This is a genomic window from Sphingomonas sp. 1F27F7B (genome assembly GCF_005503355.1).
Lineage (GTDB): Bacteria > Pseudomonadota > Alphaproteobacteria > Sphingomonadales > Sphingomonadaceae > Sphingomonas.
Genome location: NZ_SCMK01000002.1, coordinates 117,678 through 144,395, shown reverse-complemented (window position 1 = coordinate 144,395; position 26,718 = coordinate 117,678). Strand labels below are relative to the sequence as shown.

Sequence of the window (26,718 nt, the reverse complement as noted above, 5' to 3'; positions counted from 1 at the left end):
CTTGTCTGGCAGGCGACGATCGACGCCCATCCTCCACACGCTGCTCGGTCTGCCCTTTCCGCATCCAGCCTCGCTTCCCGAAAGACATATGGATCTGGCGGGCATGTGGCAGCGAAAATTCATTAAAGCATTGATAATCAGGGATAAATCAAGATGATCAATCGCCCCGACAGAAAATCCCGCCGGCTTCTGCACGCGCGGCTGATCCTCTCGACCATACTCTGCTCTGGACTGGCAGCGCCGAGCCTCGCGCAAACCACTGCAACGGAACCGGTCACGGTGGATACCGTCGACGAGAACGGTATCGATATGGCGACGCTGAATTACGTCAGTCGAACCGAGGATGTGTCGATCGGAACCGGAAAGTTCCCCGAGCGCCTCAGCCTGTCGCGCGGTCGCGGTTTCAGTGTCGAAATGTCGCTGAAGGTTTTCTTTGATCCCTGGCGCGGGGGCTCGGAGAATCTTGTCGGCGACCCGTATGAGTTCGACTTAACGCTCGGCGACATCAAGCGTCGATTCGGGGGGTCGGGCAACGGATTCTACGGTGCCGCCGATGGTTACGGGGGCGAAATCCGCAAGACAACGGAATCCGGTGTTACCGTCTACACCTATTATTCCGGCGACGGGGACGAGTTGCGATTCGTTGTCTCCAACGCGACGGCCTGCGGGCGCACTGCCAGCGTCGCCGCCGTCGGCAACATAAACTGCACGAAGATCTCCAAATGGACGGCGGCGAGCGGCGTCTATGCCAATTTTACCTATACTACCCGGTCCGAATTCATCGGCGGCTACAAGGAATCCGATGTCACCAGCATCTCGAACAGCATCGGGCTGAGGCTCGCGCTTAACTATACGCGCTTCAAGGACAACGGGCATTACAGTTCCCCGTCCTATGACGTTACCTCCGCGGTCGCCTCTTCCGACCAGCAGGGGGCGTGCAGCGGCCAGGTGACTTGTTCGCGAACCGCCGCCTATGGTTACAATGTGGCGCCGGCATATGATGTCGATGCGCTCGGTGGAGCTACCTATACCAACAGGAGCAGCTTCACGGATACGCTTGGGAATACCACGCAGTATCTTCGAAATATGCCGCTCAATACGAGTGTCGGCTGGGTTTCGGTTCGTCGGCCCAGTAACCCCGGCATCGATGCGGTCAGGGTCACTTTTGGCACGTATCAATACGCGACCGGCGGATATAACAACGTAACGCTGACGGATGCCGCCGGTAATAACTGGAACTATACGCGTACGGGCAGCGTGGCTGCGGGCTTTGTCACCACCCGCACCAATCCGCTGGGGAAGTCGCGGGTGTATACCTTCGACTCGAAGCAGAACCTGATTCTCTTCCGCGACGAGAATTTGAAGGAGGTGCAGTGGCAATATGATTCGATCGGCCGGAGGACCCAGGAAACCCGTCCGAACGGAGGCATCACACAATGGAACAGCACGTCGAAATGGGATCGTGGCGCCAGTCCTCGCTTCGAAACGGTAACGGTCAAGGCAGCACCCGCCAGTCCGGCTCCGGATATCGTCACTCGCTCCGACTATTGGACCAGCTTGCTTCCCGGCGGCATCTGCACGGACATTGCGATTTGCTACAAGCCACTCTGGACGACCGACGCGCGTGGGAAGATCACCAACTACAGCTATAGCAATTTCGGCGGCGGCATTGCCGCGGTCGAGGGGCCCGAGGCTGTGCCGGGGATGGGAGGTCCTCGAACGGACTTTACATATGCATTCCTTTCAGGCGCCTGGGTCCCGATCCGTGCATTCTCCTGCCCCGGGGGTGGGCATGGCTGTGTGGGGACCGCCAGCGAGCGGAGGCTGACGCTCAGCTACGGCGCCAACGTGCTGCAGCCGACCCAGACGACCCTGCAATCGGGCGATGGCTCGATCCAGATGACGACTACCAATACCTATGATGCGTTCGGCAACCGCACCAGCGAAGACGGTCCGCTCCCGGGTGCTGCCGATACGACGCGGTGGATATATGATCGTGCCGGCAAGGTCGTGGGAGAGGTCGGCGCCGATCCCGACGGAACAGGTACGCGGCGCAAGGTGGCCAAGCGCTACGGCTATGATGCGGATGGCAAGCTGACGCAGGTGGAACTCGGCACGGTTCCGGCCCAGGCCACCGACCTCGCGAGCTTCACTGCGTCGCAGGCGTCGCAGACCATCTACAATGCAAATGGCCAGAAGGTTCAGGAGACCGAACTCGGCGCTGGCGTCGCGCTGCAAGTCAGGCAGTACAGCTATGATGTGGCGGGCAATCTGGATTGCGTTGCCCTGCGGATGAACCCTGCCGTCTTCGCCTCGCTTCCGGCATCGGCCTGCGTGTCGGGCACGGCTGGCGCGGCAGGGCCGGATCGCATCACCAAATATGCCTATGATGACGCCGGCCGATTGACGAAGGTCACCGCGGCATATGGCACCTCGGTGCAGGTGGACGAACTCACTCAGGACTATGGCAACAACGGCAAGGTCGCGCATGTCACCGATGCCAAGGGGAATACCACCGCCTATGGCTATGATGGGTTCGATCGGCTCACCACCACGACCTTCCCCGACGGAAGCTATGAATCCCTCCAATATGACCCATCGGGCAATGTCACCAGCAAGCGCACGCGCGACGGCCAGACGACCGCGATCGGCTATGACGCGCTCGATCGCGTCGTCAGCAAGGATCTGCCCAATTCGGTCAGTGGCGAAACCGACAAGGGCTATGCCTATGATAATTTCGGCAATCTGACCCGCGCGGAAGACAGCACCGGTCGCGTGCTTACCTTTGCCTATGATGCCTTGGGGCGGAAGACCGGCCAGACCGACAATGCCTATGCGATGGGCAGTGCCTCATTCGCTTATAATTCGGCCGGGCAGCGCACCGGGCTGACATGGGCCGATGGGAATAGCGTGAGCTATGAATATCGGACGTCGGGCGAGATCAGTGCGATCCGCAACAGCGGCGGCAGCGCACTGGTGTCCTTCACTTATGATGATCTCGGACGCCGTATCGGCATCGGCCGCGCCAACGGCACCCAGTCGGGCTATGCCTATGATGATGCGTCGCAGCTTCGCGAGGTGGTGCAGGACCTTGGCGGCACCGCAAGGGATCTGACGATCGGGCTGACGCGCAATGCTGCGGGGCAGATAGTCCAGCGTCGTGCTTCGAATTCGGAATATTCCTGGACCTCGTACCCGGCCCCCAGCCCGAATATCGACCGAACCTATACGGCGAACAGTCTCAATCAGATTACCAGCGCCGGCAACGCCAGCACGGGATACACTTCCTACGGCTACAATGCCGGGGGCAATCTGAATTCGGCGAGCGGCCCTGCCGGAGTGGAGGCATATACCTATACAGTGGCGAATCAGATGGTCGGCGCGGCGGCCCCGCTGGCGCACGATCCGCTGGATCGACTGTATCGAGGTGTGCTCGACTATGGCGGCCCGGACACCGCGCTTCTGTATGATGGCACCGACCTGATCGCGGAGGTAAATCAGTCGAACGGCACGCTGCTGCGTCGTTATGCGAACGGTGACGAGGTGCTGATTTCCTATGAAGGAAGCGATCTTTCCAATCCTCGCTGGCTTCATACGGATGAACGCGGTTCGGTGATTGCGATAACCGATGCCAGCGGCACGAGCATCGCGACGAATAGCTACGACGAATATGGTATTCCGCGTTACGGCAATCAGGGTCGCTTCCAATTCACGGGGCAGAAGTGGTTTTCCAACATCGGCCTGTATGATTTCAAGGCGCGCATGTACTCGCCCACGCTTGGGCGGTTCATGCAGTCGGATCCTATCGGCTATGGCGATGGCTTGAATTTGTATCGTTATGCTTCGAACGATCCCATCAACAATATCGATCCGACAGGTACTTCAGACTGTCCGGCCTTCATGCTCTGCGGCAATTACAATAGCCATGGTACGCCGGGGAATGGCGGTGGCGGCGGTCGAGAATATGGTGACCGGTTCCCGGATTCGAACTCCGGCGTACGCTACGACTTCGGAGGGAGGGATGCTCTCTGGGCTTTGCGCCCTCGTGCGCTAATCACTCAACTGCAAGCATTTGTCGACGCCAGGCCGTACAAGAAGGAGGTTTGCAGGGCTGGAAACACTGTGGTGAAGCTCTCGGGTCAGGTGGGCGATGTGTCCTATGGTCTCACGAAATATGGTGCCATGGCGGCCGGTGCTGGGGTGATTATTGGCAATCCTGCGCTCATTACAGCCGGAGTGGCTACAGTTGAGACTGGTGCGGCCTTCGGCCTGGGGGCTGGGAGCTTGCAAATTGCTGGAGGCTTCGCGCAGGGGTACGGTAGCGGGAATTTTCACAATGCTCTGGCTGGGGTTGCTTCCTTATCGACCGGTGTTGTGATCAGCCGGGCTTTGAAGGCGACAATTCCCAGGGGATGGCAAAATGGAACGAGGCGCAAGGCGGAAGATGTTCACACTGTGGTAGGCAATGTTGCCGGCGCCCTTATTGGATTGGCTAACTGGCTGGCACCCAGTCAGGTGGATTGCCCGGAGTAACTTAAATGTACCCTTTGAGGCAGAGAATTATTGTGGCCGTATTGATGGCGATTGCCATCGCTGGCCAAATAAACTCTTGGTTTTTCAAGAAGGAAATATTCGGATTGGATGAGGAGTTTATTTCAAGAATATTATTCGCGCCACTCTTCTTCGGAGTTATTTGGGTTGTGTGGAATGGAAGAAGAAGTGAGCGATAGATTATTGAATCGATATGTGTATGGCGATTTTGTTGATTAGGTAATGTTTGTGCTTTTGCATTACATTGCGCTTTCCTCGACCCCGGACGGATAGCAACTAACTCCAATTGAGCCTTGCGGGCGACCCTTCCGTCGTTGCCCTGAATGCTCGTGGCTCACCGGGCACGCGCTTCTCTGCCTGTGATGTGCTCCCCGGCGAATCCTCCGGTTTGATGCAGAGTCCGCTTCGAGAAGGCTTGTGACCTGTCGAAGATCCGATTCACCGAGGAACAGATCATCGCGATTTTGCGGGAGCGGGAAGCCGGAGCAACCATGGCAGATATGCACCGCAAGCGCGGCGTGAGCAGTGCGACGTTCTACAGGTGGCAGGCGACGCATGGCGGCATGGAGATACGGCATACGCTGCCCCGCTTGAAGCAAACGCTGAAGGCGCCACAAAAATTGGAAACCCAGGGACGCCGCGCAAATGATGATTATCTCATATAGATCGGCCGTCTCGATCAGGCGGGCGTTGGTTCTCTTGGCTGTCGGGATGATTTTCATCGCCTTCTTAAGAACGAATTACTATTTGTCCATTCTGTCGGCAATGCCGGTTATTATAATGGTTTTTACTGATACCTGCAAAAATTGCGGTAGTGTTCTGTTCTTTCAAAGAGGCGATACTCTGGGAACTTGGTTAAACCCTCTATATGTTCCCAGGAAATGCAAGAATTGTCATGAAATTATCGGCCAGGCATCGAATGTTTGATCATGAATTAACCTAATTCGTGCTTGGCGTCCGATGGCAGGTAAAGTCTGGGGCAAGCCGCCTCGGACTGCAGTAGTGACATCGCTCAACGGTGTGGCGGGGATCCATCGCGATTGATGACGGCGGCGGTGAGGTAGATCATGGCGGAGAAGCTGTGATCGGCTTTGTCGGCGCGCATGACGACGCGCTCGAACTCCTTGAGCTTGCGCTTGAGAGCTGCCGCACCCGACGATCTGTCCGGGCGCGCCGAATCCGCCTCGGTTCGGGCCAGGCCGACCCAGCAACCCGCGACAGTCGGCAAGGATCACTCGATACCCAATCGAGCCGTCCGGTCACCGAAGGCCCCCTCTGAGGCATGCCTATCTTGGATATGCGGCGGTCCTAACTGGGTAGGAACAATGCCAGCCATTGCGCGGGCCGAATGCCATCGGATCGAACCTGGCGAGCCCGGCCGCGAAGGCAAGCAGCGCGACCAGGGGCAAACCCCAAAGGAGTTCGAATGCGGCCCGCCCCCGGCCGCGCGCGCCCGGTCAGGTGCCGAGCGCCGCGCGGAGACGGCGCCCGGCCCGGATCACGCCGCGGTGCCGCCCACCGTCAGCCCTTCGACCAGCAGGGTCGGCTGGCCGACTCCGGCCGGCACGCTCTGCCCGCCCTTGCCGCACATGCCGACGCCCTCGTCGAGCGCGAAGTCGTTGCCGATACCAGTGACGCGCGTGAGCACCGAGGGGCCGTCGCCGATCAGCGTGGCGCCCTTGATCGGCGCCCCGAGCTTGCCGTCCTCGATCCTGTACGCCTCGGTGCAGGAGAAGACGAACTTGCCCGACACGATGTCGACCTGCCCGCCGCCGAAGGATTTGGCATAGATGCCCTTCTTCACTCGGCTCAGCAGCTCGGCGGGATCGTCCTGGCCGCCCTTCATGAAGGTGTTGGTCATGCGCGGCATCGGCGCATGCTGGAAGGATTCGCGCCGGCCGTTGCCGGTGGGCGCGACGCCCATCAGCCGGGCGTTGAGCCGGTCCTGCATATAGCCCTTGAGGATGCCGTCCTCGATCAGGATGGTCTCGCGCGTGGGCGTGCCCTCGTCGTCGATCGAGAGCGAACCGCGCCGGTCCATGATCGAGCCGTCATCGACCACGGTGACTCCCGGCGCCGCGACGCGTTCGCCGATCCGGCCCGAAAAGGCCGAGGTGCCCTTGCGGTTGAAATCGCCTTCGAGGCCATGGCCGACTGCTTCGTGGAGCAGCACGCCGGGCCAGCCGGGACCGCACAGCACGGTCATGTCGCCGGCCGGCGCATCGACTGCGTCGAGATTGACCAGCGCCTGGGCCAGCGCCTCATCGATCGCGCGGTTCCAGGTCTCGGGTCGGAAGAGATTGTCGTAGAGAGTCCGGCCGCCCAGGCCGAAGCTGCCGGTCTCGCGCCGCCCGTTCTGCTCGACCACGATCGACACGTTGAGACGGACCAGCGGGCGGACGTCGGTGGCGATGAAGCCGTCGGGCCGGACGATCTCCACCACGCTCCACGATCCGGTGAGCCCGACCGAGACCTGCACGACGCGCGGATCGCGGGCGCGCGCGGCGGCGTCGATCGACTGGCAGAGGTTCACCTTGTCGGCAAAGGGAACCAGGTCGAGCGGATCCTCGTGCGTATAGAGATGGCGGTTGTTGCCCTGGGGCGGCGACGCCTTGCCCTGTTTCGACGGGTCGATCAGCGCCATCGTCTCGGCGGCGCGGCGGATCGCCGCGGGCGAGATCTCGTTCGCATGGGCGAATGCCGTCGTCTCGCCCGACACGGCGCGCAGGCCGAAGCCCGATTGCGTGTCGAACGAGGCGGTCTTCAGCCGGCCGTCGTCGAAGCCGAACGCCTCGGTCTTGCGATATTGAAGATAGAGCTCGCCATCCTCCGCGCTGCGAAGCGCCTCGGCCGTGAGCTTTGCCGCGGCCTCGGGATCGAAGCCGTCGCGATAGAGGAAGTTGCGTGGATCGCTGTACATGCCGCAGATATAGGCGCGCCGCTGGCGGACGCCATATGGCTTTGCGCGGATACCGGGGCTAGCATCCGCCGCCGATGCGCATGCCCGAACTGGATTTCCAGATTCCCCCGCCGCGACAGGCTGCCCGGCTCGGCGCGATCCTGTGGGCCGGCATCGCGGCGATCCTGCTGCCGGGCCTGGCCGCCGCCGGCCAGCTCCGCGGTGCCGAATGGCTGGCGCAGGCAGGGGTGATGCTCTCGGGCGCGGCGCTGACCTTGACGGTCTATCTCGGCCTGCGGGCGAGCAACGGCAAGCCGCTCTGGCTGGGCTTCGCGATCTGCCTGATCGCGCTCGCCGGCGCCGCCGTGATGCAGACCGCGAACGACTTCGGCATCCAGGCGCTCATCCACGACCTGCTCCCCACCCGCCTTTCCACGCATTCGCCCGAAGAGACGCTGATCGTCCGGATCATCTACTTCCTGATCTATGCCTGCGCCGGCGCCGTCTTCGTGGTGACGGGCGTGCTCCAGCGGATCCGCAGCCGCGAGCGCGCCCTGGCCGCGGCCGAGATCGCTCGGCTCCGCACCGAGCTCACCGTCCTGCGGCTCCAGCTCAACCCGCATTTCCTGTACAATTCGCTCAACGCCTTTTCGGGGCTGATCGCGCTCGGCCGGGCGGACGAGGCGAACCGGCTGGCAGAGGGCCTGGCCGAGTTTCTCCACGCCGCGATGGACCTGGACGGATCCGAGGTGCCGCTGGCGCGCGAGCTGGAACTGATCGAATGCTATCTCGATCTGGAGCAGGCGCGCTTCGGCGAACGGCTGACGGTGGCGACCGATGCGCCCGGCGCGCTGCATGCCGCGCTGATACCGGGCTTCCTCCTCCAGCCGCTGGTCGAGAATGCGATCAAGCACGGTGTCGAGACGAGTGCCGGCGCGGCGAGCCTGCACATCGCGGCGGCCAGGGCGGGCACGGAGCTGGTGCTGACGGTGGAGAACCGATCGGCGGCGGCGGCGGTCGCGGCGCCGGCCCGGCCGGGCCTGGGCATCGGCCTGGCCAACACCCGCACACGGCTCGAGATGTTGTTCGCCGGTGAAGCCTCGCTGGAGACCGGCCCGGTCGCGGGCGGTTTCCGCGCGGCGGTGCGGCTCCCGCTCAAGCTGGCCGAAGACGGGCCCTAGACGCTCGCGCCGGCCGGATGATCGGGCAGCCGGCCCTGGTCGGCGCCGTCGGCCGGGCCGCCGATCAGCACGAAGCGGCGGTCGCAATAGCCGCAATCGACATAGCCATGCTCGTCGATCTGCAGGAACACGCGCGGATGGCCCAGCGCAGCGGGCAGGCCGGGGCCGGTGCCGTCGCAGGCGACGCGGGCGGAGGCGGTGCGGATGGTCTCGGGCAGGGGCGCGGTCATGAGTCGCCGATAGCAAGGGCGGCAGCGTCCCGCAACGCGTGCGAGGGATTCCGCGACACTTGCTTATCCAGGCCCTGTATCCGTATCCTGCCGCGCCATGACGAACCGGTTCGACATCGTTCCGCCCGCCCCCAGGCAAGCCGTGCAGCTGACCGCAGTGCTGTGGGGCGCGGTGATGTCGGTGATCATGCCGGCGGAAATTCTCTCCGGCCAAGTGGTGGGCCTGGGCGAATGGATTACTCTGATCTGGGGAACCAGCACGGCGATCCTGCTGGTCGCGCTGCCCTATGCGATGCTGCGCTGGGCAGTCGGCAAGCGATTGCGGGTCGCCATTCCAGTCGGTCTGGCGGTATTGATCGGCACCGCCGCGCTCCAGATGGCGGTGGACTATGGCGGCCAGTTCGCCGCGCACGAATTCCTGCCGACGCGCATTCCCGATCATTCCGGCCAGGCGCTGCTCGTCGTCACCACCATCTATATGATGATCGACGCCTGCAATCTCTCGCTGTTCGTCATCACCGGCACGATCCGCAAGATCCGCGAGCGCGAGCGCGAACTGGCCGAGGCCAGGGTGGCACGGCTGGAGACCGAACTCACCATGCTGCGCCTGCAGCTCAACCCCCATTTCCTGTGCAATTCGCTCAACGTCGTCTCTGGCCTGATCGTGACCGGGCGAACCACCGAAGCCAACCAGATGGCCGAGGGGCTCGCCAATTTCCTCCAGGCATCGATGGACATCGAGACCCAGAGCCTGCCGCTTGCCGAGGAGCTGGAGACGGTGGAACGCTATCTCGAGATCGAAGGCGCGCGCTTCGGCGAACGGCTGGAGATCACGATCGACGTCGCCGCGGGGCTCGGCACCGTGCCGGTCCCGAGCTTCCTGCTCCAGCCCCTGGTCGAGAATGCGATCAAGCACGGCGTGGAGGCCGTGTCGGGCGAAAGCGCGATCGCGATACGCGCCCGGCGCGAGGACGACATGCTCGTGCTGACGGTCGAGAATCGCTGGGAGGGGCAGAATGCGCCCCATGGCCCGCGCGACGGCCATGGCATCGGCCTGGCCAACACGCGCAGCCGGCTCGAGATGGTCTATGCCGATGCCGCCTCGCTGGAAGGGGGGCCGATCGACCGGGGCTATCGCGCGACGATCCGGCTGCCCATCTCCCCCGCCGACGGGCTGCGCGACGCCGCCTGATGCCGCCGGGCCTTTGCCGGACCGCCGCAACGCGATATGCGCGGGCGCATGACTCAGGCTGCCATCGCGATCCAAGATCTCTCCAAGACCTATCAGGGCGGCAAGCGCGCGCTCGACGGGGTGACCTTCGACGTGCCGCGCGGGCAGATCTTCGGGCTGCTCGGCCCGAACGGCGCCGGCAAGTCGACGCTGATCAACATCCTGGCGGGGCTGGTCAACAAGACCGGCGGCAAGGTTTCGATCTGGGGCTTCGACATCGACGCGCATCCGCGCAACGCCAAGGCGAGCATCGGCATCGTCAACCAGGAGATCATCTTCGATCCCTTCTTCACGCCCAAGGAGACGCTGGAGATCCAGGCCGGGCTCTACGGCGTGGCCAGGGACCGGTTCGACGCGATGGAGCTGCTGCGCGCAGTCCATCTGGAGGACAAGGCCGATGCCTATTCACGCACGCTCTCGGGCGGCATGAAGCGCCGGCTGATGGTGGCCAAGGCGATGGTGCATTCGCCGCCGGTGCTGGTGCTCGACGAGCCGACCGCGGGCGTGGACGTCGAGCTGCGCCAGCAGCTCTGGGCCTATGTGCGCCAGCTCAACCAGCGCGGGGTGACGGTGGTGCTGACCACTCATTATCTCGAGGAAGCCGAGCAATTGTGCGACCGGATCGCGATCATCAACCATGGCAAGCTGATCGCCAACAAGCCGACGCGCGAGCTGGTGGGGATGGCGCAGGAAAAGGTGGTCGAGGTTACCGTCGATCGCGACGTGGCGACGCCGCCGGCCAATCCCTGTTTCCAGAAGGTGGAGATGAAGGGCGAGCGCACGCTGGTCATCACCTATCGCAAGGACCAGGCCAATGCCGGCGAAGTGCTGGGCGCGGTGCAGGGCGCCGGCCTGGGCATCGTCGACGTCTCAACGCGCGAGGCGGACCTGGAGGACGTGTTCCTCAACCTCACCCGGGCGGCGAACGGCTGACGCACGCGGCGGCGGCTCCCCGCAAAGTGAAGGGAGCGGGGCAAATCATTTCGCTTTGCCGCCTTCCTGGGCGGCATTGAAAGAGCGGCCACGCCGGGGCGCGGCCAAAACAGCCAAGCCGCCCAAACCCTATATTGCACGCAGTCGGATACTCGGATGCTAGCGCCGCCGATGGCGGGCGAAGAACGCCCACATCGCGTCATTGTCGGCCGCCCAGACATGGCCGGCGCCGCGAGTGATCCGGCCGGTCACCTCGGTGCCGGCGCGGCAGTCCGAATAACGGACTTCGTAGAGTTTGGCGTCGATGTCGCGCTGCACCGGCCCCGCCCGGCACAAGTCGAGATCGGCCCAGCGGGCGAGCGCCGCCGCCATGGTATATTGCCAATAGCCCGCGCCGCCGCCCTGGATGGGGTTGGTCCTGTCCGCATCGCCGGCAAAGGCGATCACCGGCATCGGCCGGTCCGGCCGGCAGGTGGCGGGATCGGGCAGGCGCGGATCGCTCGCCAGCGGATTGCCGGCGCGCAGCCCGACCACCGGCGCGATCGCGGCGAAGCGATCGGCGGCGACGCAGCCAAGCCAGCTGCTCATCCGCCCGCCGCCGGAAAGGCCGGTGGCATAGACGCGCGTCCGGTCGACGCAGCGATTGGCCGCGAGCCAGTCGATCGCGGTCTTCAGGAATGCGACGTCATCGGCATCCTCCGCGGTGGGCACCTTGCCGGTGACGGTGGGAACGCCCGGTATGTTCCATACAAAGCCCATCTGCACCGGGATGCCGGCATCCGGCGCGACGACGATGAAGCCGTGCCGATCGGCGGCCGAAGCGAGCTTCGAGTTTTCGAGAATGGCCGCCCCGGAGCCGCCGCTGCCGTGGAGCAGCAGGACGAGGGGGGCGGGGCGCGCGCGCGCAAAGCCGGCGGGCAGGTGCAGCATCGCGAAACGCCCCGTCGCGCCAACTGCCACGCGCACCGTTTCGCCGCGCGCGCCCAGCGTACAGCCGGCCGCGGCGGCGGGAGCGGCCCAGAGCGCCGCGAGCGCAGCCATTGCGAAACCCAGGCTTTGGCGGCGCATATCTCTCTCCCGTTGCCAGCACCCCTGCCTAGCGCCTAGTCCGGACGGGAACCAGCGGAAGAGACATCCAGCGAAGACATGGCGCACGATCCCCATAGCAGCGACATCCTCGTCATCGGATCGGGCGCGGCGGGGCTGACCGCGGCGCTCAACCTCGCCCAGCGCTTCAAGGTGACGGTGCTCGCCAAGGGGGGCTTCGCGGAGGGGTCGACCGCCTGGGCGCAGGGCGGCATCGCCGCGGTGCTTGAGCCGGGCGACACGTTCGAGAGCCATATCGAGGACACGATGATCGCCGGCGCCGGGCTCAACGACCGCGCCACGGTGGAGAGGGTGGTGGAGAACGCCCCCGCCGCGATCGCCCGGCTGGCGGAGATCGGCGTACCCTTCAACACCGAGGGCGGCGCGCTCCACCTCACCCGCGAAGGCGGGCACAGCCATCGCCGCATCGTCCATGTCGACGACGCGACCGGCCTGGCGGTGCAGACCGCGCTGCTCAAGGCGGCCCAGGCCAATCCCAACATCACGCTGGTGCCCGACATGGTGGTGATCGACCTCGCCACCAGCCGGCATGAGGAACGCTATTCGGGCGCGGGCAATGTCTGGGGCGTCTATGCCTTCAACCGGCGGACCAACCGCGTGGAGCTGTTCACCGCGCGCGCCACCGTGCTGGCAACCGGCGGCGCGGGACGCACCTATCTCTTCTCCACCGCGCCGCGCGGCGCGACCGGCGACGGCATCGCCATGGCATGGCGGGCCGGCTGCCGCATCTCGAACATGGAGATGATGCAGTTCCACCCCACCTGCCTCTACAATCTCGAGGTCAAGAACTTCCTGATCACCGAGGCGGTGCGCGGCGAAGGCGGTCGGCTGCTGCTGCCGCCGGATGCAGGCGACGAGGCGGGCCGCCGCTTCATGCCCGATCTCGACCCCCGGGCCGAGCTGGCGCCGCGCGACATCGTGGCGCGCGCGATCGACCATGAGATCAAGCGGCTCGGCCTCGACTATGTCCATCTCGACATCAGCCATATGGGCGCGGCGTTCGTGAAGCATCACTTCCCGACCATCCATGCCCGGCTGCTCGACCTCGACATCGACATGACCCGCGAGCCGATCCCCGTGGTTCCTGCCCAGCATTACACGTGCGGCGGCGTGGTGATCGATCGCGACGGGCGCACCGACCTGCCCAATCTCTATGCCGCCGGGGAAGTGAGCCAATCGGGATTGCACGGCGCCAATCGCCTGGCGTCCAACTCGCTGCTCGAATGCTTCGTGTTCGGCGAGGCAGTGGCCCGCCACATCACCGCGCATTGGGGCGAGCTCGCTCCGCCCCCCGCCATCCGCCCCTGGGACGAGAGCCGCGTCGCCGATTCCGACGAGGAAGTGGTGATCAAGCAGAACTGGACCGAGATCCGCCGCTTCATGTGGAACTATGTCGGCATCGTGCGCACGACCAAGCGGCTCGAGCGGGCGGCGCACCGGATCAAGATGCTGCGCGACGAAGTGGCGGACTATTACGGCCATTTCCGCGTGACGCCCGACCTGATCGAGCTGCGCAACCTGCTCGAGAGCGCCGACCTCATCGTCCGCTCCGCGCTCCACCGCAAGGAGAGCCGCGGGCTCCACTACACGCTCGACTATCCCGAGACGCTGCCGGTGGCGGTCGACACGGTGCTGGTGCCCTGAGCGCCCGACGGATCTTCTGGGGCGTGATCGCCCTGGCGGCAACGCTGCGCATCGCCGCTTCGATTCCCTTTACGGTCGGCTGGTTCGACGAGATCTGGCAATATCTGGAACCGGCCTGGCATCTGGTCGCCGGGCCCTGGGTGCAAACCTGGGACTATCGCGCGGGCCTGCGCAGCTGGCTGATCCCCGAGCTGCTCGCCGTGCCGATGGGGCTCGGCCATGCGCTTTCGCCCGATACCACGCTCCACCTGCTGCTGGCGCGGCTGGCGCTGGCCGCGCTGTCGCTGGTAATCGTGGGCGCGGCGGTGTCGCTGGGGCTCCGGCTATCACGCCTGCACGGGATCGTGGCGGGATTCGTCGCCGCGACCTGGTTCGAGCTTGTCTATTTCGCCCCGCGCGCGCTTTCCGAGCCGATCGGGCTGGCGCTGCTGATGGGCGCGATCTGGCTGCTGTGCGCGCGCGCGCGGCCGGGGCCGCGGCAATTCGCCATCGCCGGGCTGCTGATGGGGCTCTGTTTCGTCGCGCGCATCCAATATGCCCCCGCGCTGCTGACCCTTGCCATCTTCACGGCACGGCGGGACTGCCGCGGCGCCTGGCTGCCGATGATCGCGGGCGGCGGCGCGGCATTGGCGATCGACGCCGCCGCCAACCTCGCCATGGGCGCCCTGCCCTTCCGCTGGATGATCGAGGCGGCGCGGATCAACCTGATCGAAGGGCGCGCCAATGCCTATGGCACGATGCCGCTCACCGGCTATCTCTCGCTGATCGCCTGGTATTGGTATCTGGCGACGGCGCCGATCCTGCTGCTCGCCTGGATCGGCGCGAAACGCTATCCGGTGCTGCTCTGGGTGGCACTGGCGCATCTCGGCTTCCATTCGCTGATCGCGCACAAGGAATATCGCTTCGTGCTGGCGAGCACCGCGCTGCTGGTGATCCTCGCCGCGATCGGCAGCGCCGAGCTGCTCCGCCGGCTGCCGCACCGGCGGCTGGCACTGGCGACGGTGGGCACGCTCGTCCTGTGGGGCACGGTCTCCGCGGCGCTGGCGGCCGGGCATTTCCGCTCCAACTGGTCGCTGGAGGCCGATCTCGCCGCCGCGCTCGAACGGGCCGGCCGGCCGGCCGCCACCTGCGGCCTCGCGCTCTACCGGCCACGCGATACCGTCGCGGGCGCCTATGCGCTCTATCGCCGCGATACGCCGATCTATGTGCTGGGGACGCCCGAGGAAGCCGCGCGCCATGCGGGCGCCTTCGACGTGGTGGTGGCGCCCCGTGCGCGGATCGCCGAATTGCCGAAGCCTTATCGCCTGGAGGCCTGCGCGGCGCCCGGCCTCACCGGCGCGCCCGGCTGCGTGCTGCGCCGGACCGGCAGCTGCGCACCCGATCCGGCGCTGCCCACGCTCAACGACCGGCTGCGCGACACGAACAACTGAACCTCCGGACTTTCCCTGCGTTCTGCGGGAAAATCGCAGCGCGTTTCCGCTGCGTTCACGCTTCACCGCTACAAGACGGGTATTCGTCGCAACCCGGCATGGCGCGGACTTTCCCGCGAAACACATCCGCCGCATGGTCGGAGGCGGGCAAGGGGTCGTGTTAAGTGTTTAAGTTCGAGGATTTCTCGATGTTTCAGCGGGCAGTGACGATCGCGGGCCTCGGCCCGGCGATGCTGGTCGGCTGCACCGTGCATGGCGATCCGTCGCTCGCTGCCTATGCGCCCGCCGCCTATGGCGTGAGCTTCGCCTTTCCCTGGGCCGACACGGCCAAGGCCGCGACGCCGACATGGAAGCCGACTGCGCCGGCACCGCGCGCGCTCGACCAGGCGATCCGCGGCATCACCGGCAGCTTCGACGGCCTTGTCGGCGTCGCGGTGACCAGCGTCGACGATGGCTGGATCGTCGCCTCGAACGGCGAGCGGCCGATGCCCCAGCAGAGCGTTTCCAAGCTCTGGGTGACGATGACGGTGCTCGACCAGGTCGATCAGGGCAAGCTTCGCCTCGAAGACCCGATCACGATCACCAGGGCCGATTTCACCTTGTTCCACCAGCCGGTCGCCGCGCTGGTGAAGGGCGATGCCGGCTATACCGCCAGTATCGGCGAGATCATCCGCCGCGCGATGCAGATGAGCGACAATACCTGCAACGACAAGCTGCTGCGGCTGGTCGGCGGGCCCGACGCCGTCCGCGCCTTTCTCGCGCGCAAGGGCATCACCGGCGTGCGCTTCGGCCCCGGCGAGAAGCTGCTCCAGGCCGGCACCGCGGGCCTGGCGTGGAAGCCCGAATATTCGATGGGCAACAGCTTCGCCATCGCCCGGTCGCGCCTCTCGCCCGCCGTCCGTCTCGCGGCGTTCGAATCCTATGTGAAGGACCCGCCCGACGGCGCTGCCGCCGCCGGTATCTCGGTGGCGCTCGCCCGGCTGAAGCGCGGCGAACTGCTGTCGGCTACCACAACGGCCTGGCTGCTCCAGACCATGGACGGCGCCAGGACCGGCCGTGCCCGCGTGCACGGCGCAGTGCCGCCGGGCTGGACCTATGGCCACAAGACCGGCACCGGCCAGGATCTGGGCGCGCGCACGGCCGGCTTCAACGATGTCGGCATCCTCACCGCACCCGACGGCAAATCCTATGCGCTGGCGATCATGATCGGCGACACGCACCGCCCGGTGCGCGAGCGCCAGATGCTGATGCAGCAGGTGGCGCAGGCGATCGTCACCCATCGCAACTAGTTCGGGAGCAAGCGGCGGAATGCGCGTGCCGATGGCGCGCGCTAGCCCGTCGCCATGCCACACCGACAGGACTGGACCGCGATCACGGCGGCACTCGACAGCCAGGGATGGGCCGTGCTGCCCGGCCTGCTCTCTTCCGAACAATGCGCCGCGACGGCCGCGCTCTATGACGACGAGGCGCGGTTCCGCAGCCGGGTGGTGATGGCGCGCCACGGGTTCGGCCGCGGCGAATATCGCTATTTCGCCTATCCTCAGCCCGAGCCGGTCGCCGCGCTCCGCACCGGCCTCTACCCGCCGCTCGCCGCCATCGCCAATCTCTGGAACCATCGCATGGGCATCGACCGACGCTTCCCGCCAGCGCATGCGGACTTCCTCGCCCGCTGCCATGCCGCGGGCCAGCTGCGCCCGACCCCGCTGCTGCTCCGCTACGGGCCCGGCGACTATAACTGCCTGCATCAGGACCTGTACGGCGAGCACGTCTTCCCCCTCCAGCTCGCGGTGCTGCTCTCCGAGCCGGAGCGGGACTTCACCGGCGGCGCTTTCGTGCTGACCGAGCAGCGCCCGCGCATGCAGTCGCGCGTGGCGGTGGTGCCGCTGCGCCAGGGCGATGCCGTGGTGTTCGCGGTCAACCAGCGCCCGGTGCGCGGCAGCCGCGGCGACTATCGCGTGACGATGCGCCACGGCGTCAGCGAAGTCCGTAGCGGGCAACGCCATGTGCTCGGCGTGATATTCCACGATTCGGTGTAATCTCGACTCGCCGACGCAACGAAAGCGCCGGATACTCCGCCGCGAATTCAGGGGAGGGTTTCGATGGATATCCGGCTCAACTTCATCAACGACTCGAACGACACCCACAACACCCAGGTGCTGATCTTCTCGCAGAATGTGACGCCCGGCCCTGGCGACGCATCGGCCTGGACGGTGATCCGGAACTGCGCGCCGGGCAGCAACCATCCCTTCGTCTATCCGATGGCGACGATGATCGGCTATCTCGACAGCTACGGCAATTATACGCAGCGCCTGCCCGCCGAGCCCGGCCAGCGCTTCGAGGCGGTCTTCACTAATGCGGGCGACGCGATCCAGGCCAAGGGGACCGCGGCGACACCGCGGGCGATCGAACTGGCCAACACGCTGCGGGAAGGCACGATCACCGCGCAGCTCTTCAAGGACGGCCGGCTCTATGCGAGCGCACCCGCCATCGCCCCCGGCGGCCTGGCGGAGTTCGTGCTCGAGCCCAGCATCTGGATCGGCACCCTCTCGCAACGAAGCGCGGAGGACTCCCCGGTCTCCATCACCATGGGGCAGGACAATAGCGAGATCTCGCTGCTCGGCATCGCCAGCGCCGATATCGTGATGACCGGCGGCGACCCCGATCCCTTCCGCTTCACTCTGCAAAATGTCGTAATGGCCTGAGGGGCTTTGTTCGGCGCACCGGCTCGGCTATCTCGGCGCGGCGATGCCCCATCTCTATCTCGTCGACGGCTCCGGCTATATCTTCCGCGCCTATCACCGGCTGCCGCCGCTCACCAACAAACATGGTGAGCCGGTGGGCGCGGTCTATGGCTATACGACCATGCTCTGGAAGCTGGTCGACGAGCTGAACAAGGCCGATGGCCCGACTCACATGGCCGTGGTGCTCGACAAGAGCGAGCACACCTTCCGCAACGAGCTGTACGACCAGTACAAGGCGCACCGCCCGCCCGCGCCCGAGGACCTGGTTCCCCAGTTCCCGATGATCCGCGACGCGACTCGCGCCTTCTCGCTGCCCTGCATCGAGGAAGCGGGCTGGGAAGCCGACGACCTGATCGCGAGCTATACCAAGGCGGCGCTGGCCCAGGGCTGGCAGGTGACCATCGTCAGCTCCGACAAGGACCTGATGCAGCTGATGACCGATCCGTCGGTCGACATGCTCGACACGATGAACAACCGCCGCCTGGGCCCCAAGGACACCGAAGAGAAGTTCGGGGTGCTCCCCGAGAAACTGGGCGAAGTGCTGGCCCTGATGGGCGACAGCGTCGACAATGTTCCGGGCGTGAAGGGCGTCGGCCCCAAGACCGCCGCCAAGCTGATCCAGGAATTCGGCACGGTCGAGGGCGTGCTGGAAGCGGCGCCTTCGATGAAGCCTTCGAAGATGCGCGACAATCTGATCGAGCATGCCGAGATGGCGCGGCTCTCGCACAAGCTGGTCCAGCTGGCGAGCGACGTCCCGCTGCCCGAACCGCTGGAGGAATTCGAGCTCAAGGGCATTCCGGACGCGCCGCTGCGCGCGTTCCTGGAGCATCACGGCTTCCGCACCCTGCTCAACCGGCTTTCGGCGGTGGCGGATGCGCCGGTCGAGACGCACGACACGCCCGGGCTGGAGGAAGACCCGCCCTGCGACCATGACGGATACGAGACGGTCGTCGACGAAGCGGCGCTCGATCAATGGATCGCGCAGGCGCGGCACCAGGGCTGGGTGGCGGTCGACACCGAGACCACCGGCGTAGACGCGACGCGCGCCGAACTGGTCGGCGTCTCGATGGCGCTGGCGCCCAACAAGGCCTGCTACATTCCGATCGGCCATGGCGGCACCGACATGTTCGCCGAGAAGCCGCTGCAGATCGATCGCGCGGTGGCGATCGCGAAGCTGAAGCCGCTGCTCGAGGACCCCGCCGTCCTCAAGATCGGCCACAATCTCAAATACGACCTGATCGTGCTCGGCGGCTGCGGCATCGAAGTCGTCCCTTATGACGACACGATCGTGATGAGCTTCGATCTCGACGCCGGCCTGCACGGCCACGGCATGGACGAGCTGGCCGCCACCCACCTCTCGCACAGCTGCATCGCGTACAAGGACGTGGTCGGCACCGGCAAGAACCAGCTCGGCTTCGGCGAAGTCGATCTCAAGGCGGCCACGCGCTACGCCGCCGAGGATGCCGATGTGACGCTGCGGCTGTGGCGCCGCTTCAAGCCGCGGCTCGCCTATGAAGGCTCGACTCGCGTCTATGAGATGGTCGACCGGCCGCTCGTCAAGGTGATCGCCGACATGGAGCGCGCGGGCATCAAGGTGGATGCGCAAGTCCTCCACAAGCTCTCGACCGACTTCTCGCACCAGATCGCCGCGCTGGAGGAGGAGATCCACGGGCTGGCCGGCTTCAAGTTCACCATCGGCAGCCCCAAGCAGCTGGGCGACGTGCTGTTCGACAAGATGGGGATCAAGGGCGGCCGCAAGGGCAAGTCCGGCGTCTATTCCACCGACGTCAACGAGCTGGAGCGAATCGCGGCCGACAAGGATTCGCCCGAAAACGAACGGGGCCGCGAGATGGTGCTGAAGGTGCTCGACTGGCGCCAGCTCACCAAGCTCAAATCCACTTACACCGATGCGCTCCAGGCGCAGATCAACCCGGCGACCGGCCGCGTCCACACCAGCTACAGCCTGACCGGCGCGCAGACCGGGCGGCTGAGCTCGACCGACCCCAATCTCCAGAACATTCCGATCCGCACCGAGACCGGCAGACAAATCCGGGACGCGTTCGTGGCGGAACCCGGCAATGTGATCCTCTCGGCCGACTATTCGCAGATCGAGCTGCGCCTGGCCGCGCACATCGCCGACGTGCCTGCCCTGCGCGAGGCCTTCGAACAGGGCGAGGACATCCACAACCGCACCGCGATGGAGCTGTTCGGCGAAGTCAACCGCGAAACGCGCGGCCGCGCCAAGACGATCAATTTCGCGATCCTCTACGGCATCTCGCGCTGGGGCCTGGCCGGCCGCCTCGACGTCACACCCGACGAGGCACAGGCGATGATCAACCGCTATTTCGAGCGCTTCCCCGGCATCAACCGCTATATCGCCGACACGCTCAACCTGGCCAAGGAGCGCGGCTACACCACCACCCTGTTCGGCCGGAAGACGCATTTCCCACGGCTCAAGTCGTCGAACCCGAACGAGCGCGCCGGCAGCGAGCGCGCAGCGATCAACGCACCGATCCAGGGCACCAGCGCCGACATCATCAAGCGGGCGATGGCGCGGATGGGCCCGGCGCTGGCCGAAGCCGGGCTGCCCGGCGTCAAGATGCTGCTCCAGGTGCACGACGAGCTGGTGTTCGAGCTGCCCGAAGCCGATGTGGAGGCCGCCAGGCCGGTCATCCAGCGGGTGATGGCGACCGCCGCCGAGCCGGCAGTGAAGCTCACCGTGCCGCTCGGCGTCGAGATTGGCGTGGGTCCGAGCTGGGGCGCGGCGCATTGAGCGAGACCGTGACCGCGCCTTCGGGGGGCGAGGACATCAACGCGCTCGCCAAGGGCGGGCGGACCAATATCCTGGGCTTCGTCCTGCGCCTCGCCGCGCGGCTGCCCTTCCTGTTCATCGCCGGCCGCGCCTATGGCCCCGACATTGTCGGCCGCTATGCGATCGCGGTGCTGGTGATCGAAGTGGCGGCGCTGCTCGCCACGCTCGGCCTCAAGCGCGGGCTGGCCCAGGCGTTGGCGGGCACCGACCGGCCGCATGCGCATGTCGTGTGGGACGCGATGGTGGTGGCGCTGATCGCCTCGCTGATCGCCAGCGGCGTGCTGGTGCTCTTCCCCCAGGCGATGTTCCCCAACAGCCAGGTGACCGGGCTCGAGCCGCTGGTCGCGCTGGTGGTGCTGTGCCCGGCGCTGTCCGACGTCGCGCTCTCCGCCTGCGCCTATCGCCACAATATCGGCGCGGCAGTGACAGCGCGCGCGATCATCGAGCCCTGGACGATCAGCATCGCCGCCTGGGGCTTCTCCTATGTCTCGGCGCGCGACGGGCTGATCTTCGCCTATGCGCTGTCGATGATCGCCGCCCTGGCCGCTTCGATCGTGCCGTTCGTCAAGGAATATGGCCTGCCGCATGGCTGGCGGCCGCGGCCCAGCTCGATCTGGTGGCTCGCCCGCGCCAACGCGCCGCTCGCCGGCGCCGACGCGATCGAATGGGCGACGCGCAACGTCGACCGCTTCATCCTGGCCCTGCTGTTCAGCCCCGCGGTGGTGGGTATCTATTACATGGCGCAGCAAGTCGCCTCGGTGCCGCAGCGGCTCAAGTCGAGCTTCGATCCCATCCTGGGGCCCGTCGTCACCAAGGCGCTCGCCGAGAACGACCGGGCCGCGGTCGCCAAGCAGGTGCGCCAGGTCGGCTTCTGGGTGACGAGCGCCCAGGCCGCGCTGGCAGTGATGTTCTCGCTGCCGGCCGAAGGCGTGATGGGGCTGATCGGCAAGGAGTTCGTGATCGGCGCCGGCGCGCTGTGCATCCTGCTCGTCGCCGAAGTGCTCGCCTCGACCGGCGCGGTCTGCGAGACCGGCCTGGTCTATATCGCTCGTCACAAGAATCTGGCGATCTCGGTATGCGTGCTGCTGCTGCAGATCGTGCTGAGCTTCGTGTTCGTCTTCGTCGCGCGGGCCCAGGGCTGGCCCCAGCCGGTCCAGGCCGCCGGGCCGGCCCTGGCGCTCGCCCTGTCGCTGACCATCGGATCGGCAGTGAAGGCCGCCCTTCTCTATCGCCTGACCGGCGCGTCGGTCGTCTCGATCCGGCCGAGCTTCTTCGCCGCGATCGCGATCGCCAGCCTGGTCGGGGGGGCGTTCACCAGCCTGCCCAAGCAATATGAATGGGCCGAGCTCAGCATCGGCATGCCGGCGATCCTGGTCACCTATCTGTTCGTGATCATCAAGTTCGGCTTCGGCCCGGAGGACCGCGCGCTGTTCCGCAAGATGCCCAGGGCAGGCGAGGCGACGCTGCCGATGGACGGGACGCTCTAGCCCTCGCCCTTGCGCGGCGCCCATTCTTCCTTCGTCGTCCCGGCTCGAGGCCCGGATGACGAAGGGAAATCAGCTATCCGCTCGCGTTCTCGGCCTAGTGCCGGAAGTGCCGCATGCCGGTGAAGACCATCGCCAGGCCGGCCGCGTCGGCCGCCGCGATCACTTCGTCGTCACGGATCGAGCCGCCGGGCTGGATCACTGCCGTCGCCCCGGCCTCCACCGCGGCGAGCAGGCCGTCGGCAAAGGGGAAGAAGGCGTCGGACGCGACTGCCGAGCCGATCGTGCGCGGCTGCGGCCAGCCGGCCTTGTCGGCGGCGTCCTTCGCCTTCCAGGCGGCGATGCGCGCGCTCTCCAGGCGGTTCATCTGGCCCGCGCCGATGCCGGCGGTGCTGCCGTCCTTGGCATAGACGATCGCGTTCGACTTGACGTGCTTCGCCACCGTCCAGGCGAACAGGCAGTCCGCCAGTTCCTGTTCGGTCGGCGCGCGCTTCGTCACTACCTTCAGGTCCTCCCACGCGGTGATGCCGTTGTCGCGGCTCTGGATCAGCCAGCCGCCCGCAAAGGACTTGGCGGCCAGCCCCCCGCGCGCCGGGTCGGGCAGCCCCTCGGTCAGCAGCAGGCGGAGATTCTTCTTGGCCGCGAACAGCGCGAGCGCCTCTTCATCGGCCCCGGGGGCGACCACGACTTCGGTGAAGATCGAGGTGATCTGCTCGGCCGTGGCGCGATCCAGCGGCCGGTTCACGGCAATGATGCCGCCGAACGCCGAGACGGTGTCGCAGGCAAAGGCAGCGGCATAGGCATCCGCAAGCGTCTCCGCGCTCGCCACGCCGCAGGGATTGGCGTGCTTGACGATCACCACGCTCGGCGGGCCGTCGCGGAACTCGCTGACCAGTTCGAGCGCGGCGTCGGCGTCGTTGTAGTTGTTGTAGCTCAGTTCCTTGCCCTGGACCTGCCGGGCCTGGCCGATACCCTGCACATGCGGGCCGCCATGGATGTAGAAGGCCGCCTTCTGGTGCGGGTTCTCGCCATAGCGCAGTTCCTGGCCGCGCTTGAGCGCGAGGTGCATCGTCTCGGGAAACGCCTCGGCCTGGTCGACCAGGGCGAACCAGCTGGCGATCATCGCGTCATAGGCGGCGGTGGCGGCATAGGCCTTGGCGGCGAACTTGCGGCGCTGGGCCAGCGTGGTCTCGCCGCCCAGGACCAGCGCATAGTCGGCGGGATCGGTCAGGATCGCGACGCTCTCGTGGTTCTTCGCGGCCGAGCGCACCATCGAGGGGCCGCCGATATCGATATTCTCGATGATCGTGTCGCGGCTCGCCCCCCGCGCCACCGTTTCGGCGAAGGGATAGAGATTGACCACGACGAGATCGATCGGGGCGATCTCGTGCTCGGCCATCGAAGCCTCATGGTCATCGTTGCCGCGGATCGCGAGCAGGCCGCCATGCACCTTGGGGTGAAGCGTCTTCACGCGCCCGTCCATCATCTCGGGAAAGCCGGTGAGGTCGGAGATGTCGCGCACCTCCAGCCCGGCGTCGCGGAGCGCGGTGGCGGTGCCTCCGGTCGAGACCAGTTCGGCTCCCTGCGCCGCCAGCGCCCGTGCGAGTTCGACGATCCCGGTCTTGTCGGAGACCGAGAGGAGTGCGCGCCTGATTTTCACCTGATCCATGCGGCAAGCCCCTCTACGGATCGGAGCGCCCGGCGCAACCCCTAGAGTCGTTTTTCAGCTTCGCTGCGTCGGCACGGGCCCGCTCCCCCACCCGGCCACCCCGCGGAAGTATATTCTATGGGTGGCCGGGTGGGGGAGCGGGCCGGTGCCGCCCTACCGAAAACGATTCTAGTCTTCGAGCTCGACGCGCAGGCAGGGCAGGAACGCGTCGCTCTCCTCGTCGTGGCGGAACCATGTCTCCGTCACCCGGTAATAGCTGAAGACGCCGTCGACTTCGATCGACAGGCTTTCACCGGCGCGCGGCAGAAAGCCGAACTCACCGACGAACAGCGGCTCGCGCGCATCCTCCTCATCGAACACTTCGACCTGCGCCATCTCGCTTCCTCCCCCGAATCGGCGGGCGAGCCCTATCACTTCGCGCGGTGGAACAGCCAGCTGACGTTTGCACCACCTGCGAGCGATTCGCCGGTGATCACCAGCTGCCTGGTCGGCACCGGCCTGCCCGTGCCGTCGATCCACAGCGAATCCTCGAAGGCGAGCGCCCCGCCCTTGCAGCGGAACTGCCAGAGATGCCCGCTCGGCAGGCGCAGGATCGCCGCCTGGCCGTCGGCGGTGGGCGAGATCTCGACCTGGGGAGCGAGGTGGAAGCGAATCGCGAACGGCGTGTTCGCCTTGCGCTTGCGCTTGTCGGCGGGGAGCAGCATGTCCTCGCCGCGCACGTCGCGCCCGTCGCCGCCGAGCGCGATCAGCCGGCGATGGACGAAGCCCAGGCGGCGGACATAGCCGTCATGGCTTGCTTCGATCCGGCTGCCATTCTCGCTCTCGGTGCGCGCCAGCTCGACTTCGACGACGCCGCGGCCGAGCGATCCGTCGGGATGGATCGCCGTCGAGTTGCTGTCGGCCAGCACGAGCGTGGAATGCGCTGCGGTGGTGCGCAGGCCTTCGCCCAGCGCGGCAGGCATCGCGGCATTGGCCATGTTCGAGCCGCCGCAATTGACGACGATCCGGTGCGGCCCGTCCGAAAGCTCGAAAGCGAGCGTCGAGGCGCAGCCGCCCGCCGCCAGCCGGGCCAGCGGCGGCGGTGCCGCGTCGACGATCAGCACCGTGCCGCCCGCGTTCAGCCGCTGATAGCCCCATTCGCGCGCCTGCTTGAGCGGGCGGGTGCGCACGCCGGTGGCCTCCACCGCCTGCTCGATCAGTGCGCCGGGCACGGGAGCGCTGCCCTGCCAGCTGCCCAGGCCCTTGTCGCCATGGCAGACGCCGAGCAGCGCGGTGACCATCCTGCCCAGCGCGGAGGCGACGAAGGCCGGCGGCTCGAGCCGGCGCGCCTCATAGGCGTTGGCCAGGATCGTCAGCAGCTGCATCGCGTCGAGCTGGCCCCAGGGCGAGCGGCCGACCGTGCCGCCATCGTCGAACATCGACTGTTCGAGCGCCCGGCGCAGCCCGGTCTCGCCGAAGGAACGGCGCGGATCGCCGCCCGGGATCATCAGCCCGGCGGCCAGCACGCCGCACCAGGCGGCGATACGCGGCGTGCCGAGCGGGACGCGATCGGCGGCACGATCGAGATGGCGCGCGCCCTTGGCCAGCGCATGGAGCACCGAGGAGCGATAGACCAGGTCGTTGGCCGACAGGATCAGCGGCGCATGGGCCGTCCAGGCCAGGATGCGCCGGCCGACCAGATCGGCGCGCCAGGCGGGATCGGAAACCTTGTCGCCATGCACGGCCAGCCAGCGCTGCATCAGCGCCTCGGCGATCGGCGCCGCGGTTACTCGCGTGGTGACGCTGGAGAGATCGCGCAGCCAGCCGAAACCGTGGAGATACTCGCCCATCGCCACGGACCAGTCGGGCCGGGCAAAGTCGAGCCCGGTGACCGAGCGCTGCTCGCCGCGGAACAGCACATAGCCGTCGAGCAGCGCATTGCCGCGCTCGACATCGCCGAAGAACGGGTCCTCGCCGACTGCGATCAGCTTGAGCGGGTGCCGGCCCTTCAGGCGCATGTTGTGGAGCGGCGTGCGCCAGGCGAGGCGCTGGAAGCGCTCGGAGATGCGCTCGGCAAGGCTGAGGCCGCGTTCTCCGCCGGTGCGGATGAGCCGCTTGCCCTGCTCGACTCCGTCGGCTCCGGAGTCGATGCCGTCATTGCTCACCCGCCTCGCAGCGCGGCGATGTTCGCCGCATATCGGCTCGGGCCGCCGGTGAAGGTGGCGGTGCCGGCGACCAGCGCGTCGGCACCCGCGGCAATGGCGCGCGGCGCGGTCTCGCGATCGATGCCGCCATCCACTTCCAGGTCGATCGCGCGGCCGCTGGCATCGATCCGCCTGCGCAGCTCGGCGATCTTGCCGAGCTGGCTCTCGATGAACTTCTGCCCGCCGAAACCCGGGTTCACGCTCATCACCAGGATCAGATCGACCATGTCCATGACATAGTCGACGGCATCCACCGGCGTGGAGGGATTGAGCACCACGCCGGCACGCTTGCCCAGCCCCTTGATCGTCTGGAGCGTGCGATGGAGGTGCGGGCCCGATTCCGGGTGCACCGAGATGCAGTCGGCACCGGCATCGGCAAAGGCCTCGAGCAGCGGGTCGACCGGCGCGATCATCAGGTGCACGTCGAACGGCTTGGCGGTGTGCGGGCGCAGCGCCTTGATCACGCCCGGGCCGATCGTGATGTTGGGCACGAAATGCCCGTCCATCACATCGACATGGATCCAGTCGGCGCCCGCCGCGTCGATGGCGCGGATTTCCTCGCCCAGCCTGGCGAAATCGGCGGAGAGGATCGAAGGTGCGATGCGGATGGCCATGACGAATCC

At 66.3% G+C, this 26,718-nt stretch carries 20 protein-coding genes; 12 read left to right on the top strand and 8 right to left on the bottom strand.

Features of this window, described 5'->3' with window-relative positions; genetic code table 11:
- Positions 1-153: 153 nt before the first annotated feature.
- Together FFS08_RS02405 and FFS08_RS24180 are read left to right on the top strand one after the other, a co-directional pair.
- On the top strand, positions 154-4,533 hold the full coding sequence (locus FFS08_RS02405) for an RHS repeat-associated core domain-containing protein (RefSeq protein ID WP_137862773.1): 4,380 nt from the start codon (positions 154-156) through the stop codon (positions 4,531-4,533).
- Positions 4,534-4,973: 440 nt separating this feature from the next.
- Positions 4,974-5,216 (top strand): transposase, encoded by a 243-nt coding sequence (locus tag FFS08_RS24180; protein ID WP_137862774.1) that lies wholly within the window; start codon positions 4,974-4,976, stop codon positions 5,214-5,216.
- A 347-nt stretch (positions 5,217-5,563) separates the two neighbouring features.
- Here FFS08_RS24180 and FFS08_RS02395 read toward each other — a convergent pair whose 3' ends face one another.
- Together FFS08_RS02395 and tldD are read right to left on the bottom strand one after the other, a co-directional pair.
- Positions 5,564-5,779, bottom strand: a complete 216-nt coding sequence (locus FFS08_RS02395; RefSeq protein WP_137862776.1) for a hypothetical protein — start codon at positions 5,777-5,779, stop codon at positions 5,564-5,566.
- Positions 5,780-6,049: 270 nt separating this feature from the next.
- Positions 6,050-7,471 (bottom strand): metalloprotease TldD, encoded by a 1,422-nt coding sequence (tldD, locus tag FFS08_RS02390; protein WP_137862778.1) that lies wholly within the window; start codon positions 7,469-7,471, stop codon positions 6,050-6,052.
- Positions 7,472-7,545: 74 nt separating this feature from the next.
- Here tldD and FFS08_RS02385 point away from each other — a divergent pair, with 74 nt between their 5' ends.
- A complete protein-coding gene (locus FFS08_RS02385) occupies positions 7,546-8,631 on the top strand; it encodes a sensor histidine kinase (RefSeq protein WP_137862780.1) in 1,086 nt (361 codons plus the stop codon).
- Here FFS08_RS02385 and FFS08_RS02380 read toward each other — a convergent pair.
- Entirely contained in the window at positions 8,628-8,861 is a 234-nt protein-coding gene (locus FFS08_RS02380; RefSeq protein ID WP_137862782.1) for a zinc-finger domain-containing protein, read from the bottom strand. The two genes, FFS08_RS02385 and FFS08_RS02380, sit on opposite strands and share 4 nt — an antisense overlap.
- Positions 8,862-9,003: 142 nt before the next feature.
- Between FFS08_RS02380 and FFS08_RS02375 the strand changes: the two genes are divergently transcribed.
- Both FFS08_RS02375 and FFS08_RS02370 read left to right on the top strand, forming a co-directional pair.
- Positions 9,004-10,053 carry a sensor histidine kinase gene (locus FFS08_RS02375; protein ID WP_171012429.1) on the top strand — a complete coding sequence of 350 codons (1,050 nt, stop codon included), beginning with the start codon at positions 9,004-9,006 and terminating at the stop codon, positions 10,051-10,053.
- A 48-nt stretch (positions 10,054-10,101) separates the two neighbouring features.
- On the top strand, positions 10,102-11,025 hold the full coding sequence (locus FFS08_RS02370; RefSeq protein ID WP_137862784.1) for an ABC transporter ATP-binding protein: 924 nt from the start codon (positions 10,102-10,104) through the stop codon (positions 11,023-11,025).
- 159 nt (positions 11,026-11,184) lie between these two features.
- On the opposite strand, the gene FFS08_RS02365 is transcribed toward FFS08_RS02370, so the two are convergent.
- A complete protein-coding gene (locus tag FFS08_RS02365; protein ID WP_249341085.1) occupies positions 11,185-12,093 on the bottom strand; it encodes a CE1 family esterase in 909 nt (302 codons plus the stop codon).
- A gap of 78 nt (positions 12,094-12,171) precedes the next feature.
- Here FFS08_RS02365 and nadB point away from each other — a divergent pair, with 78 nt between their 5' ends.
- From nadB to FFS08_RS02330, 7 genes are all read left to right on the top strand, one after another.
- On the top strand, positions 12,172-13,776 hold the full coding sequence (gene nadB / locus FFS08_RS02360) for an L-aspartate oxidase (RefSeq protein ID WP_137862785.1): 1,605 nt from the start codon (positions 12,172-12,174) through the stop codon (positions 13,774-13,776).
- Between the two features lie 23 nt (positions 13,777-13,799).
- Complete coding sequence (locus FFS08_RS02355; protein WP_171012428.1) at positions 13,800-15,206, top strand: glycosyltransferase family protein; 1,407 nt, start codon at positions 13,800-13,802, stop codon at positions 15,204-15,206.
- Between the two features lie 188 nt (positions 15,207-15,394).
- Entirely contained in the window at positions 15,395-16,495 is a 1,101-nt protein-coding gene (locus tag FFS08_RS02350) for a serine hydrolase (protein ID WP_249341086.1), read from the top strand.
- Positions 16,496-16,549: 54 nt separating this feature from the next.
- Positions 16,550-17,242, top strand: a complete 693-nt coding sequence (locus tag FFS08_RS02345) for a 2OG-Fe(II) oxygenase (RefSeq protein WP_137862787.1) — start codon at positions 16,550-16,552, stop codon at positions 17,240-17,242.
- 63 nt (positions 17,243-17,305) lie between these two features.
- Positions 17,306-17,908 carry a hypothetical protein gene (locus FFS08_RS02340; RefSeq protein ID WP_137862788.1) on the top strand — a complete coding sequence of 201 codons (603 nt, stop codon included), beginning with the start codon at positions 17,306-17,308 and terminating at the stop codon, positions 17,906-17,908.
- 43 nt (positions 17,909-17,951) lie between these two features.
- The gene (gene polA, locus FFS08_RS02335) at positions 17,952-20,720 is read left to right on the top strand and encodes a DNA polymerase I (protein WP_137862789.1); all 2,769 of its coding nucleotides are present in this window, start codon (positions 17,952-17,954) and stop codon (positions 20,718-20,720) included.
- Positions 20,717-22,246 (top strand): lipopolysaccharide biosynthesis protein, encoded by a 1,530-nt coding sequence (locus tag FFS08_RS02330; RefSeq protein WP_249341087.1) that lies wholly within the window; start codon positions 20,717-20,719, stop codon positions 22,244-22,246. The genes polA and FFS08_RS02330 overlap by 4 nt, the downstream gene beginning before the upstream one ends.
- A 94-nt stretch (positions 22,247-22,340) precedes the next feature.
- Here the strand turns inward: FFS08_RS02330 and purH are convergent, their stop codons facing one another.
- The 4 genes from purH to rpe all read right to left on the bottom strand — a co-directional run bounded on the left by purH (position 22,341) and on the right by rpe (position 26,709).
- Positions 22,341-23,912 (bottom strand): bifunctional phosphoribosylaminoimidazolecarboxamide formyltransferase/IMP cyclohydrolase, encoded by a 1,572-nt coding sequence (gene purH / locus FFS08_RS02325; protein WP_137862790.1) that lies wholly within the window; start codon positions 23,910-23,912, stop codon positions 22,341-22,343.
- A 168-nt stretch (positions 23,913-24,080) separates the two neighbouring features.
- Entirely contained in the window at positions 24,081-24,287 is a 207-nt protein-coding gene (locus FFS08_RS02320; protein ID WP_137862791.1) for a hypothetical protein, read from the bottom strand.
- A 35-nt stretch (positions 24,288-24,322) separates the two neighbouring features.
- Positions 24,323-26,056, bottom strand: coding sequence for a heparinase II/III family protein (locus FFS08_RS02315; protein ID WP_137862792.1), 1,734 nt, complete (start codon positions 26,054-26,056; stop codon positions 24,323-24,325).
- Positions 26,053-26,709 (bottom strand): ribulose-phosphate 3-epimerase, encoded by a 657-nt coding sequence (gene rpe / locus FFS08_RS02310; RefSeq protein WP_137862793.1) that lies wholly within the window; start codon positions 26,707-26,709, stop codon positions 26,053-26,055. Before rpe ends, FFS08_RS02315 begins: the two co-directional genes overlap by 4 nt.
- Positions 26,710-26,718 lie beyond the last annotated feature (9 nt).

Bases quoted from the DNA above. Each gene is read 5' to 3' on its own strand.
- FFS08_RS02405 (WP_137862773.1), top strand. From the start codon at position 154: ATGATCAATCGCCCCGACAGAAAATCCCGCCGGCTTCTGCACGCGCGG.
- tldD (WP_137862778.1), bottom strand. From the start codon at position 7,471: ATGTACAGCGATCCACGCAACTTCCTCTATCGCGACGGCTTCGATCCC.
- FFS08_RS02385 (WP_137862780.1), top strand. From the start codon at position 7,546: ATGCGCATGCCCGAACTGGATTTCCAGATTCCCCCGCCGCGACAGGCT.
- FFS08_RS02380 (WP_137862782.1), bottom strand. From the start codon at position 8,861: ATGACCGCGCCCCTGCCCGAGACCATCCGCACCGCCTCCGCCCGCGTC.
- FFS08_RS02370 (WP_137862784.1), top strand. From the start codon at position 10,102: ATGACTCAGGCTGCCATCGCGATCCAAGATCTCTCCAAGACCTATCAG.
- FFS08_RS02365 (WP_249341085.1), bottom strand. From the start codon at position 12,093: ATGCGCCGCCAAAGCCTGGGTTTCGCAATGGCTGCGCTCGCGGCGCTC.
- nadB (WP_137862785.1), top strand. From the start codon at position 12,172: ATGGCGCACGATCCCCATAGCAGCGACATCCTCGTCATCGGATCGGGC.
- FFS08_RS02350 (WP_249341086.1), top strand. From the start codon at position 15,395: ATGTTTCAGCGGGCAGTGACGATCGCGGGCCTCGGCCCGGCGATGCTG.
- FFS08_RS02345 (WP_137862787.1), top strand. From the start codon at position 16,550: ATGCCACACCGACAGGACTGGACCGCGATCACGGCGGCACTCGACAGC.
- FFS08_RS02340 (WP_137862788.1), top strand. From the start codon at position 17,306: ATGGATATCCGGCTCAACTTCATCAACGACTCGAACGACACCCACAAC.
- polA (WP_137862789.1), top strand. From the start codon at position 17,952: ATGCCCCATCTCTATCTCGTCGACGGCTCCGGCTATATCTTCCGCGCC.
- purH (WP_137862790.1), bottom strand. From the start codon at position 23,912: ATGGATCAGGTGAAAATCAGGCGCGCACTCCTCTCGGTCTCCGACAAG.
- FFS08_RS02320 (WP_137862791.1), bottom strand. From the start codon at position 24,287: ATGGCGCAGGTCGAAGTGTTCGATGAGGAGGATGCGCGCGAGCCGCTG.
- rpe (WP_137862793.1), bottom strand. From the start codon at position 26,709: ATGGCCATCCGCATCGCACCTTCGATCCTCTCCGCCGATTTCGCCAGG.